The sequence below is a fragment of the Paenibacillus sp. FW104-T2 genome, assembly GCF_058789975.1.
Genome location: NZ_JBYTCE010000003.1, coordinates 88061 through 101591 on the forward strand (window position 1 = coordinate 88061; position 13531 = coordinate 101591).

Annotated in this window: 11 protein-coding genes; all 11 read left to right on the forward strand. The window is 46.4% G+C overall.

Features of this window, described 5'->3' with window-relative positions; translation table 11 throughout:
* The first annotated feature begins 237 nt into the window (after nt 1-237).
* The 11 genes from AC3WQ3_RS05130 (at nt 238) to AC3WQ3_RS05180 (ending at nt 13481) form a co-directional block, all read left to right on the forward strand.
* Nucleotides 238-1152, forward strand: coding sequence for a DUF6597 domain-containing transcriptional factor (locus AC3WQ3_RS05130; protein ID WP_492471615.1), 915 nt, complete (start codon nt 238-240; stop codon nt 1150-1152).
* Nucleotides 1153-1169: 17 nt separating this feature from the next.
* Nucleotides 1170-1658 (forward strand): DinB family protein, encoded by a 489-nt coding sequence (locus AC3WQ3_RS05135; protein WP_154892608.1) that lies wholly within the window; start codon nt 1170-1172, stop codon nt 1656-1658.
* 178 nt (nt 1659-1836) lie between these two features.
* Complete coding sequence (locus tag AC3WQ3_RS05140) at nt 1837-2124, forward strand: hypothetical protein (RefSeq protein ID WP_154892607.1); 288 nt, start codon at nt 1837-1839, stop codon at nt 2122-2124.
* 211 nt (nt 2125-2335) lie between these two features.
* The gene (locus AC3WQ3_RS05145) at nt 2336-2893 is read left to right on the forward strand and encodes a GNAT family N-acetyltransferase (protein WP_492471616.1); all 558 of its coding nucleotides are present in this window, start codon (nt 2336-2338) and stop codon (nt 2891-2893) included.
* A gap of 325 nt (nt 2894-3218) precedes the next feature.
* Entirely contained in the window at nt 3219-4076 is an 858-nt protein-coding gene (rhaD, locus tag AC3WQ3_RS05150; protein WP_492471617.1) for a rhamnulose-1-phosphate aldolase, read from the forward strand.
* A 299-nt stretch (nt 4077-4375) separates the two neighbouring features.
* Nucleotides 4376-5815 carry a 6-phospho-beta-glucosidase gene (locus tag AC3WQ3_RS05155; protein WP_492471618.1) on the forward strand — a complete coding sequence of 480 codons (1440 nt, stop codon included), beginning with the start codon at nt 4376-4378 and terminating at the stop codon, nt 5813-5815.
* 366 nt (nt 5816-6181) lie between these two features.
* A complete protein-coding gene (licT, locus tag AC3WQ3_RS05160) occupies nt 6182-7012 on the forward strand; it encodes a BglG family transcription antiterminator LicT (protein WP_127538299.1) in 831 nt (276 codons plus the stop codon).
* A gap of 207 nt (nt 7013-7219) precedes the next feature.
* Complete coding sequence (locus AC3WQ3_RS05165; protein WP_492471619.1) at nt 7220-9100, forward strand: beta-glucoside-specific PTS transporter subunit IIABC; 1881 nt, start codon at nt 7220-7222, stop codon at nt 9098-9100.
* A gap of 352 nt (nt 9101-9452) precedes the next feature.
* The gene (locus tag AC3WQ3_RS05170; RefSeq protein ID WP_336781095.1) at nt 9453-11270 is read left to right on the forward strand and encodes an APC family permease; all 1818 of its coding nucleotides are present in this window, start codon (nt 9453-9455) and stop codon (nt 11268-11270) included.
* A 430-nt stretch (nt 11271-11700) separates the two neighbouring features.
* A complete protein-coding gene (locus AC3WQ3_RS05175) occupies nt 11701-12663 on the forward strand; it encodes a carbohydrate ABC transporter permease (RefSeq protein ID WP_336781094.1) in 963 nt (320 codons plus the stop codon).
* Nucleotides 12660-13481 carry a carbohydrate ABC transporter permease gene (locus AC3WQ3_RS05180; RefSeq protein ID WP_336781093.1) on the forward strand — a complete coding sequence of 274 codons (822 nt, stop codon included), beginning with the start codon at nt 12660-12662 and terminating at the stop codon, nt 13479-13481. The genes AC3WQ3_RS05175 and AC3WQ3_RS05180 overlap by 4 nt, the downstream gene beginning before the upstream one ends.
* Nucleotides 13482-13531 lie beyond the last annotated feature (50 nt).

The following is a 13531-nucleotide window of genomic DNA, read 5'->3' on the forward strand; positions in this document are numbered from 1 at the left end:
AGGCAATCTAATATTTGATGTAACTTTCATCTCAATTTCAGATTCACTTAAGGTATTGAAGGTAATATCAATCTTGTAAGCCCCTTCTCGTGTTAAATAGATGTGTGAATGGCCCTATCGGATTGTCCTCCGGTAGGGCACTCTTTTTCCTAAATTATTCTTGAGATGGTATGATAGAGAAAATAGTAGAGTGATTGAAAAAGTTAGTTATCCTTGCGTTTGGGAGGGGAGTTTTCGGTGGACGCCAGGCTGCACCCGTTGTTCAGGCCAATCCAGATTAATGGGACCGATGTACACACCTATTACATAGAACAACCACCGTCTCACCCGATGACAGCCCATATCGCTTGCTTCTGGGAATCGGGGACTACTTCTTATGCTGGTTACAATCCTTTAGAGAGTGTGCCCGGCAGAGTATTACCTGATGGTTGTACGGATATTCTGATAACATATGATGCTGTTCTTCAGCAGCATTCTTTTGCCTACTGTGGCAATTATACCGAGCCGTTTGCCATTCCAGTGAGTGTAGAGGTCAACCCGCCTGCGGACTACACCTTTGGTGTTCGGTTTTTTCCCGGTGGGGCACGTCACTTTCACGGTTTGCCGCTGGAATCCTTCACGGACAGGCGCATCCCCTTGGAGGAATGCTGGCCAGCTAACATCGACGAGCTTCGCGAGCGAATGGCTGGGACCAAGCATTTTGAAGAGAGGGTGCAGGTCATGAAGACGTATTTGTGCCTATTATCTGGGGATGGAAGTACATATGAGAAAGATTTGATGAAAAATGCCATGCACCGAATCTTTGTGAACGGTGGACGGATGAGTGTGAAAGAGCTGGCCAGCCGAGAGGTTGTGAGTGAGCGGCAGCTGCATCGCAAGTTCGGTGAATGGGTGGGGATCAGCCCTAAACGGTTTAGCGAGGTGGTTCGATTTCACTGTGTTCTGAGAGAAATCCATCAGGGGCAGCGTACGGACTGGGCAGCACTGGCTCAGAATCATGGATTTTTTGACCAGGCACATCTGATTCGGCAATTTCGCAAGTTGTATGGAGAAACGCCGCTTACCGCGGCCAAAGAGCATCGCCGGATGCTGTCCGAAAAGTACAATAGATCAGACGAGACTTCGTTTATACTGGAAATGCGAGAATTATAATAAAGGAGACATGAACGATGAATGGAACAATGCAAATTCGGGATCATTTGTTGGATGAGTTGGAGACAGGTGTACGGACCGGAGCTTCCCTGATTCGCCTGATTCGTCCGGAAGACTGGGCTTATCGCCCTCAGGAAAACATGCGTTCACTGGTGGAGCTGGTTCACCACTGGATCCAGATTACGGCATCTGACCTTGCCATCATGCAGGAGAAAAGTGAAGCGGAAGTTGGAACAATAGAAAATAGTTTATCTGGTATTGAGGATATTGAACAGCTGGAAGCGGTCCTGTGGCGCAATTTTGAAACGTACAAAGCGTACATCGTATCACTGAGTGAAGAAGATCTGTTGAATCGGTCTACGACTGCCTTTTATATGGAACATGGGCATGTACAGGTGAAATGGCAAATTGAGACGGTAACCCATGTGTTCCATCATCGTTCCCAGTTGTACAACTATCTTAAGCAACAAGGACATGAGTTAAACTTTTTCATGTTATATGCATAATCATGAGGCCCTGAAGGCAGACACATCTTGTGTCGATTCCTTTGGGGCTTTTTTGTGTTAGTGGCCTATATAAACTATGAATTCTATCAAAATGGACGTAGTTCCACGGTCAATTTACCGTTACAATGCTAGATTCCAAACATAGAATACCGTATCAAAGCAAAAGGAGGTGATTTCAATGGCCATCCTTTTACCACAACAGTTTTACAGCTTGGCTGCTGGTGTAGGGAAATCGTATTACGAAAATCTGTTTGGAGGTACTAATGCCAGCATCACTGTCAACAACTTTGGACCTGCTCCGGTAGACCTGGTTGTAACTCGTGTCAATGCACCCGTGATCACATATACGATTCCTGCAGGTAACAGCCTCACGTTGTCGGTTCATTTGCTGCTCGTTGCTGCCTTGTTAACTACGGTTGCAGGCGCTTCGACCGGTACGATCCAAATCGCAACATCTGATTTCTAATGAACGCAGCATGCTTTGATAAGCCCTTGTCGGACAATATGTCGACAGGGGCTTTTCTTATTTATGATGAGATAATTTAGATGAATGTATGAATAGAGTCACAGCCTGTTATTTCTAATATTACATCCTTTTGTTTATGAGAGAAGCTATACGAGTAATTTATAATAGAGTCATTCGTAGAAGCATGCTTAGAAGCAGGAGGGGTAGGATTATGGATCAAACCAATAAAACAGGCGTGAAGAGCAGAGAAACAATTCTGGAAACGGAACGTCTTCAATTCTCCACCTGGAGCGAGGAGGACCGACCCTTGGCTTCTGCACTTTGGGGGGATCCCGAGGTGACGAAGTGGATTAGCAGCAAGGGTTTCATGAGCGAGGATGAGATCGAAGCCAGACTCGCGCAGGAAATGGAACGGCAGCGGGAGATGGAGGTGCAGTACTGGCCGCTTTTTAATAAGGAAACAGGTGTGTTCGTAGGGTGCTGCGGATTACGTCCTTATGCACCAGAGGAGAAAATCTATGAATTCGGAGTCCACCTGACCAGAGATCACTGGGGGAAAGGGTATGCACTCGAAGCGGGGAAGGCTGTTATCCGCTATGCATTTGAGCAATTGGGTGTTCATGCACTTTTCGCAGGACATCATCCAGAGAATGGTGTATCCAAACGGCTGCTGCAGAAGCTGGGATTTACCTATAAGAAAGATGAATTCTACGAGCCGACAGGCAAGATGCATCCGTCTTACTTATTGTCGGAATCAGACATGGAGTAGTTGTACCTATACCGCGTTGTTCGTTTTTCATTGTTTTTTATGCGATTTTCAGCTTCTATTAAGGTAGAGGGGGTAAGATATTTCTTGTAAACCCCTTCTCGTGTTAGATAGATGTGTGACTAGCCCTGCCGGAATCCGGCAGGGTATTTTTTTTATATTTTAAAATAAAAGATAAAATCAAATAAAAACAAAAATAAATAAAGAATAATTACGGTTATTTTATTGACTGGTAAAGACAAACAAAGGTATAATGAATGTGAAAAAAGGAACTTACTATGTACGTGAATCATATCGATCGACATTTCCAAATAAGGAGAGAATGATCATGAACGTGACCCTTAGAAACGAAGCAACGCAAGCAGCTGGTTGGGATATCCCTTTTATCCGTGAGATGGCAGAGATTACGCAGCATATGTGGAAAAATGGTTGGGATGAGCGCAACGGAGGGAATGTCAGTTATCTGCTGGAAGAAGAAGAAGTGGCCAGATACATTGATGTCCAACAGGTTATAAGGCGGATTAAACCCGCGTTTTCGGTACATGAACTGGCAGGCAAATATGTGATCGTAACCGCATCGGGCAAATATTTCAAAAATGTACTTGCGGATCCGGAGAGCAATCTGGGCTTGCTGCGTGTCTCGAATGATGGAGAAGAACTGGAGGTCCTCTGGGGATTGAAGAACGGGGCGAATCCAACGAGTGAGCTGCCTACGCATTTTATGAGCCATATTGAGCGTCTGAAGGTGGACCCGAACCACCGGGTGGTCATGCATAACCATGCCACTAACGTGCTGGCGATGACGTTTATCCATGAACTGGATGAAGTGAAATTTACGAAAACCCTATGGCAGATGTGTACGGAATGTGTGGTCGTTTTCCCGGATGGCGTTGGCATCATCCCGTGGATGGTACCTGGATCGAATGAAATCGGCCGTGAGACGGCGGAGAAAATGAAGGAAGTTCATGCGGTCATCTGGCCACAGCACGGGATCTTCGGGACAGGAACAACCATCGATGAGGCCTTCGGTCTCATTGAGACGATTGAGAAAGCAGCTCAGGTTTACATGTTGGTTGCGGGCCATGAGATTCAGCAGCGAATTACGGACGAACAGCTGACCACGTTGGCTCAGGCGTTCGGGGTTACCCCGCGTGCAGGTATACTGAATCCAAAATTTAGCGGATAGACCAGGAGAGTTTGCGATTCACATGGAAAGGTCGGCTCTCAAGTTACACCTAAGAAACTTCTAATTGGTGAGAAAAGTATTGGGAGAACATCTAAATTAATGCAATTGACAACCGCCCTAAATCTTGGTAAAGTTCTATAAAACCGCATAATGCATTCTGGGAATGTTACCGATATGGGCATAACCTGAGCTGGCTTGTTTACGCTACATGTGTAGACAGGCTGGTTCAGGTTTTTTTGTTGCCCTGGATTGGAGACGTGGTTGTACATTACTTAATGGAGCTGAAAGGAGAGTTCGTTATGAGCAATTTCAAATTTCCTGAAAACTTTTTGTGGGGTGGTGCCATTGCCGCCAATCAGGCCGAAGGAGCTTACCTGGAGGATGGCAAAGGGCTGAGCATCGTGGACCTCCTGCCTTCCGGAGAGAATCGCAGAAGCATCATGAAGGGGAACGTTCCGGGATTTAAGCCACAGGACGGAGAATTTTATCCTTCACATGAAGCAATTGATTTTTACCACCGTTATCCGGAGGATATCGCGCTATTTGCTGAAATGGGATTCAAGGCACTCCGTGTTTCCATAGCATGGGCACGCATTTTTCCGAGTGGGGAAGAGTCGGCGGCAAACGAAGCTGGGCTGCGGTTTTACGACCATCTTTTTGATGAAATGCTTAAGCACGGAATTGAACCGGTTGTAACACTTGCCCACTTCGATGTACCAGTCAACCTGATTGAGAAGTACGGGAGCTGGAGAAACCGCAAGCTGGTGAATTTGTTCGAAACCTATGCCAAAACCGTATTTACGCGTTACAAGGATAAGGTTAAATACTGGATGACATTCAACGAAATCAACATGCTGTTGCATTTGCCGTTTCTGGGTGCCGGCTTGGCTTTCAAGGAAGGGGATAATATAAAAGAAATTCAGTATCAAGCTGCTCATCATCAGCTGGTCGCAAGCGCATTAGCCGTTAAGGCCTGCCATGAGATCATTCCTGGGGCCATGATTGGCTGTATGCTTGCAGCGGGCAGCTTCTATCCGTATACCTGTAATCCAGACGATGTGTTCCAGGGTATGGAGAAGGACCGGGAGTCTTACTTCTTCATCGACGTGCAGTCGCGGGGGGCATATCCCGGCTATGCAAAACGCTTCTTTAAGGATCATGGTCTGAACATCGTGATGGAACCGGGGGATGCTGACATTCTGAGAGATCATACCGTAGATTATATCGGATTTAGCTATTATTCCAGCCGAACAACAAGTACTGATCCGGAAGTGGTGAAAAACATGACCAGCGGTAATGTATTTGGATCAGTCGCTAATCCTTATTTGGAGAAATCCGACTGGGGATGGACGATCGATCCGAAGGGATTCCGCATAACGGCCAATCAACTGCATGATCGCTATCAAAAACCACTCTTCGTGGTCGAAAATGGTCTTGGGGCCAACGACGAAGTTGCGCCAAACGGAGAAATTCACGATGACTATCGCATTGATTACCTGAAGCGGCATGTTGCCGAAATGGGTGAAGCGCTGCAGGATGGCGTTGAAATTATCGGTTACACTAGCTGGGGGCCAATCGATATCGTGAGCGCATCGTCTGGCGAGATGAAAAAGCGCTACGGTTATATTTACGTAGATCGCGACAACACAGGACATGGTGATTTGAAGCGAATCAAGAAAAAAAGTTTTCATTGGTATAAGAAAGTCATTGCATCCGGAGGTACGGATTTGGAGGCGTAAGACAATACCTTGTTCATTCCGAAGGTTCACCTCGGCTGGTGGATCTTCGGAGTAACAGGGTTCCTGTGAAAGCGTTGACATATCTGTGAGTTCGCGATATACTTTACGCAATTATATCGTTTTGGGATTGTTACTACATATCATGTAGGCAAAACCTAAGCATGCAAAATTAGGCGTCGGTTTATTTGTCGTTCGTACCGGGTAGTTACGCTCTCAAGGGCGTTAATTGCCTTAGGCAAAAAGCTGTCCGTCTTCCGAGAATAACGTTTCAGGACGTTTTTCCGTTTTGTACTGCTTCAGGTTTTTTTTGCATCTCCAAAACGCGATAGGTTGTAGTTACGAGTGGATCGTGAATGGGGGATGGAAGTGAAAATAGCCAAGGTCATTAACAACAATGTAATCAGCACTTATCAGACAGACGGGGCTGAGCTTGTCGTGATGGGACGAGGAATTGCCTTCAAGAAGAAACCGGGAGATAAAGTAGACGAGACCCGCATCCAGAAGGTATTTGCCCTTAAGAATAAGCAGACTTCTGATAATTTCAAAATGCTGCTGCGTGAAGTTCCGATCGAACTGATCGAAATTGTCGAAGAGGTCATCACCCATGCTAAGGATAACATGGGGAGAAGCCTGAATGAAAATATTTACGTGTCCTTGACGGATCATATTCATTTTGCAATCGAACGCTATCGCGAGGGTGTCGATATTAAAAATGTGATGTTATGGGAGATCAAACAGCTCTATAAGTCTGAATTTATTCTAGGATTGAACACGCTGGAACAGATCAAATCCAGGCTTGGATACGAACTTCCCGAAGATGAGGCTGCCTTCATCGCGCTGCATATTGTGAATGCAGAAATGAATGAAGAAGTTGTGACCACGATGAACATGACCAAATTCATTCAACAAATCATCAACATTGCGAAATATCATTTCAAGATGGAATTTGACGAGGAATCCCTTAGCTATTTTCGGTTCATCACCCATCTGAAGTTCTTCTCGCAGCGAGTATTAAATGGAACGCATTATAACAACAATTATGATCATATCTACGACATGATTAAAGAGAAGCATCAAGAAGCAGCGGCCTGCACAGAAAAAATCCAAATGTTTGTCAAAAAAGAATACGATCACGACCTGACGAACGAGGAAAAACTGTATCTGACGGTACATATTGAAAGAGTGGTTAATCGTTAATAAATAAATGTTGACAAAAATGGTTTTATAATTATATTATGTGATTAACAGGAAGAACATATGATTTAACTGGGATTGTTACTGGTTATGCAGGCAAAACCTAAGCCATGAAAAGGATGCATCGTTTGTGCACCTTTCTTCAAGGCTTAGGTTTTTTGCGTGCAAAAAATCAAAGACCTGTCGTCAATAAACATGGGGGTGCAGAACATGAGTCATGAAAAGCTGGCCAAAGATATCGTTCAGCTGGTCGGTGGGGAGAAAAATGTCGTTTCTCTGGTGCATTGCGCAACGCGCTTGCGGTTTGTATTAAAAGACGACGCCAAAGCCGACAAGAGCAAGTTGGAAAAATTGGATGGTATCATTGCCGTAAAGGAGAACGGTGGACAGTTCCAGGTTGTCGTTGGCAATACGGTACCCGAGGTATACAGTGCTATCGGAAAAGTAAGCAACATTTTGGATGATTCCTCGCCCAAGGAAAAATCGGGTAAATCCGTCAAAGGTATTGGCGGCATTATCGACGTGATTTCAAGCATCTTTGCTCCACTTTTGGGTGTCATGGCGGGAGCCGGTATTTTGAAGGGACTTCTGCTGATCACCAGCAATGCAGGCTGGCTTGAAACAACGGACACAACCTATATTATCCTTTATGCTGCTGCAGATAGTCTGTTCTACTTCCTGCCGATGCTGTTAGCGGTTACAACCGCGCGAAAATTTCAGGGGAATATTTTCGTTGCACTGACCATTGCGGGCGCATTAATATATCCGACCATTATTACGTTGAAAAATGAAGGTACACCAACCGATTTCTTTGGCATTCCGGTAATTATGATGAGTTATTCATCGACTGTTATTCCCATCATCATATCGGTTATCGTGATGAGTTTGTTGGAGAAATGGTTCAGTAAAGTGATCCACCAGAGCGTCAAAAATTTCATTACGCCGCTGTTGCTCTTAGTCATCATGGTTCCGCTGACGCTAATTGCATTTGGACCATTCGGTGTATATGTAGGTAATGCCATCGCTTCAGCTCTGGTTGCCGCATTTGGCTTCAGTCCTTTGCTTGCGGGAGCCGTTATGGGTGCGGGCTGGCAATTGTTCGTCATTTTTGGGGTGCACTGGGGCCTGGTGCCAATCTTCATCAACAATGTCGCGGTTCACGGCCGTGATGGCATTAAGCCTGCCGCAACAGCTTCGGTATTCGCTCAGACGGGAGCTGCATTTGGAGTCATGCTTAAAACGAAGAACAAAAAGCTGAGAACCCTTGCAGGGTCCTCCACGCTTACGGCTTTGTTCGGGATCACTGAACCGGCGATCTATGGGGTTACGCTTCCGCTGAAACGCCCATTTATTGCAGGTCTTATCGGAGGTGCGATCGGAGGCGCAATTATCGGCCAAGCGGGGACCCAAGCTTTCGCATCTGGTGCGCCGGGGTTGCTGACCCTACCGATCTTCTACGGCCCAGGCGGTCAAGGTTTCCCGGGATTAATTATCGGAATTGTCGTTTCCTTTATCGTGTCGGCAGTATTAACATATATTATGGGCTTTGAAGATCCGGTGAGTGAAGAAGAAAACAAGGACGGAACAGCCGAGAAAGCCGTTCACTTGGCAACCTCGACGCAGGCAGCAGACCAACTGGTGCTTAGCCCGATCCAAGGCAAAATCGTTGATCTGACGGAAGTTCCGGACCCGGCCTTTTCGTCCGGGGCTATGGGTCAAGGCATTGCCATTGAGCCAAGTGTAGGAAGAGTGGTTGCTCCGTTTGATGGCACGGTTACGGTGGCCTTCAAGAAAAAACACGCACTGGCTGTCGTATCCGACAGCGGTGCAGAAATATTAGTTCATGTCGGTGTGGACACCGTCAAATTGGATGGGCAGCATTTTGTCTCGCATATCAAGGAAGGCGATCGGGTGAATGCTGGAGATCTGCTGCTAGAGTTCGACATTACCCAAATCAAGGCTGCGGGATATGCTACGGTAACACCGATTATTGTAACGAACTCTGCTAATTACCAGCAAGTGCTGCCGGTTAAAGCCAGTGGAGAGGTTAATGCCCAAGATTCGCTGCTGAGCCTTTACGGTTCAAAGTAGACTGCAAATAACTTCACTTTTCAAACCAATATTTTCAGTGAGGGAACGGTTTTTGAACTTTTAGCTACTGCTGTTAGTTACTTTATAAATACATGCATTCAACTTCTATAAAATGAATGGCCTTTGGTTCTATGAACCAAGGGCCATTTCTTATTTTTCGGCTAACAAACGTCATTTTGGTTCAAAAAAGTTCAAAACACTGATAAAGAACCGCTTTGTTATCCATTATTGAATCGTAGGGTGCATTATCACACGCTGGCGATTTTCGGGTGAAATGACGTATTGTCAGGGAGCTTTGGATTTTGCATAATAACAATGCTTCACAGATGAGAGATGGAAGGAAGTCATGATCATGCTTGGCAAAATGAAGAGAATCTTAATCGGCAGACCGATGAAATCGGCTGAACTGGATGCAGAAAAGTTGGGGAAATGGAAGGCGCTCGCCATCCTGTCCTCCGATGCGCTATCCTCTGTAGCCTATGGAACGGAACAGATTTTGCTGGTGCTCGTAGCGGCCGGATTTGCCGCCTTGTGGTATTCTGTGCCCATTTCCATCGCCGTACTCGGATTACTCGTCATTTTAATTTTTTCCTACCGTCAGACGATATTTGCTTATCCTACAGGTGGCGGTGCGTATATCGTAGCCAAGGATAATCTGGGGACAACATCCAGCCTGATTGCTGGAGGATCACTGCTGGTCGATTATATTTTAACGGTTGCTGTAAGTTCATCTGCAGGGACAGATGCTATTACATCGGCTTTTCCGGTACTTCATGATTACAGCGTAGTGATTGCATTAATAATGATTGTTTTTCTGACGATTATGAATTTGCGAGGGGTTACGGAATCGGCTTCCGTACTGGCCATTCCGATCTACCTGTTTATCTTTTCAATTGCGGTTTTGATTATATCGGGCGGCATTAAGTTTCTGACAGGCGGCATGGAAGCAGCCGCGCCTGAATTCGGAACAAGTCTGTCTCATGTGAGTATATTTCTGCTGCTGAAGGCATTCAGCTCCGGCTGTTCCGCTCTGACTGGTGTGGAGGCTGTCAGTAATGCCATTCCAAATTTCAAGCAGCCTGCTGAGAAAAATGCAGCTGGCACGCTGATGCTCATGGGATGCATTCTCGGGGTTATGTTTATCGGGATCACCTTGCTCGCCTTCGGTTACGGAGTGAAGCCGGATCCCCATGCTACGGTGATTTCACAGATTGCCGAAGCAACTTTCGGCAGAGGCTGGATGTATTTTATCATTCAAGGTGTGACGGCACTCATCTTGTTCCTGGCAGCCAATACGGCGTATTCCGCATTCCCGCTGCTGTCCTTCATGATGGCCAAGGACAAATATATGCCTCATATGTTTATGGTTAGGGGAGACCGGCTGGGCTTCTCGAACGGCATTATTTTCCTGAGTGTCATGTCTGCCTTGCTTGTTGTTGGATTCAAAGGAAATACGGAAAGCCTGATCCCGCTCTACGCGGTGGGCGTGTTTATCCCATTCACCCTGTCACAGCTCGGCATGATGATACGCTGGATCAAGGTTAAACCGTCCGGCTGGCAGATGAAGCTGCTGGTGAATACAGTCGGTATGCTGACCACTCTGTCGATCACATTGATCTTCATTTTCACCAAGTTCACGCAAACGTGGGTCATCTTTATCTTTTTGCCACTCGTTGTATATGTCTTCATGCGTATTCACCGCCATTACTGCAACATTGCAGATGAGCTGCGCATTGATATTAAGATGGATAAGCCAGCGCAAAAAGGCAATACGATTGTCATTCCGGTAGCTGGGATTACGCGGGTGGTCATGAACACGATCAGTTATGCACAGACGATGTCGGATCATGTGGTGGCCTTGTATATCGGATTCGATGATGAGTCCATCCGCAAGATGGAGCAGAAGTGGGAGGAATGGAACCCGGGTGTGCGGCTGGTTGTTATCAAATCGAGATATCGCAGCATTATGGGCCCGCTGAAGAAATTCATCGATACCGTGGAGTGGAAAACGGCCGAGACTGACCATATCACGATTTTGATTCCGCAATTCATCACCAAGCATTGGTGGCAAAATGTACTGCATAACCAGACCAGCTTCATGATCCGGGCCTATCTGATTAATTATAAAGACGTGATTGTGACGACGGTACCGTATCATCTTAATCGATAGATTGCTGTGCCACTGCCTATTTGGCGGTGGCGACTTATCTGATTTCTACCGATTACTTTGCCTTTTCCATGCTATCGCTGATAGCCAATGATCTTAACTAATCAACAAGTTCAATTGGACTTATTGTAGATTATTGTAAAAAAAGGATGGGGATATTATGACATCCTCGTTTATATTTCGTTTACAGAATGAACTGCAGCAATATCCCGGAATGGGGATTGCTGCGGTTTTTTCGTTCGTTTATAAGCCTCCAACCTGTCGATCTGAATGCTCGCTCATCGGGTAAAGTCCATTGTCCACGATTAACGTGAAGTTGATTCTGAGTGAATCCTGCTGTGACATTCGACTTTTACACTAGATAACGTGGTGTTGATGAAGCTTAAGTACCATTCACACACCGAATGCATAGACCAAGGGGGAAGAAAATCCGATGAGTGAGCTTGACAACCGGATCAGCTTGCCCGCCGCCAGACGGCGCGTATCCGATACTAAAGAGCGCCGGACAGCTTCGCTGCGAGTACAGCGAATGCGGGAGAATCTGCTGGCCTATGGTTTCCTGGCACCATCGCTGCTTTTGTTTGCAGTGTTTCTGTTTTACCCAATGTTTAAGTCTGTTTATCTGAGTCTGCACTCCACAGATCCTACCGGGCAAATCGCGGCTTACGTGGGAATGGACAACTTCAAGGCTGTGTTTCAGTCGGGGCTGTTTTTGCAGGGAATGAAAGTAACGCTGCTGTTTGTCCTGTTCACTGTGCCAACAGGCATACTGGCTGCCTTGATTCTGGCTGCATTGACTCACAACCGTTTCAAGGGCATGCGCTTGTTCCAGTTTGTATTCTCTCTGCCGGTTGTATTATCAGTGGGTTCGTCGGCCGTCATCTGGAAGTTCCTGTTCCACCCGACTCTAGGCATGTTGAATTATCTGCTTAGCAAGGTGGGCATCGATCCAATTCCTTGGCTGACCAGTCCGGATTGGGCGCTAGTCTCCATTTCCATCATGACAATCTGGATGAATCTCGGATTCAATTACATCATCTTGTCCAGCGGATTGCAGGGCATCCCGGATGAAATTTATGAAAGTGCGAAGATAGATGGTGCAGGTCCGCTGCTCACGTTTCGCAAAATCTCCATGCCACTGCTTTCACCGACCCTGTTTTTTGTAACAGTTGTATCGATCATCGGAGCCTTTCAGTCTTTTGGACAGATTAACATATTAACCCGTGGGGGGCCGATGGACAGTACCAATGTATTCGTTTATTCCATCTATCAGGAAGCCTTCGTGAATTTCCGCTTCGGGACGGGAAGTGCACAGGCACTCATCCTCTTCGCGGTCATTATGCTGCTAACCCTGATTCAGTTCAAGTGGGTGGAAAGGAAAGTGCATTACCAATGAGGACACCGTGGACGAAAACGCTATTGTATGTATTGCTTACCATCTGTGCAGCGCTAGTGCTGTATCCGGTGTTGTACACCTTTTTCATGGCCGTCATGACGCCTGAGGATGCCAGCGCCTATCCGCCACATATCATTCCGAAGTCGATCGATTTATCCAACTTTACCGAAGTGTTTGATATCGTTCCCATCGGTTCCTTCATCGGAAATACGTTTCTGGTTGCAGGTCTGACGATGCTTGGACAGCTGATAACAGCGAGTATGGCTGCGTATGCTTTTGCCAAAATGCAGTTTAAAGGCAAAAACGTCATCTTCAGCATGTTTGTCGCAACGATGATGATCCCGTGGGAAGTCACCATGATTCCCAATTATCTGACCATCCGCAGCTGGGGGTGGCTGGATAGCTATCAAGGGCTTACCGTACCATTTCTGGCCACGGCATTTGGTACATTCCTGTTAAGGCAGTTCTTCATGCAGCTGCCGAAGGAGCTGTTCGAGGCGGCAAAGATCGATGGATGTGGACATATCCGCTACTTTGTATCACATGTTCTTCCGCTATCCCGTCCTGCATTAGGGACGCTGGCGATCTATTCATTCCTGAATATGTACAACTCGTATCTCTGGCCACTGCTTGTAACCAACACACCTGAGATGAGAACGGTGCAGATCGGAATTTCGATGCTGGAGTTCCAGGAATCCACGGCGTGGAACCTGGTGTTTGCCGGAACGGCGCTAGTTATCCTGCCGTCATTGCTGCTGCTTGTTTTCGGATTGAAACAGCTTGTCCGCGGTATGGCTGCAGGCGCACTGAAGGGCTAGTTAAGTAAATACGTTGTGCATTCAGGTTGGCGGGTTTGTTACCCAGGAGC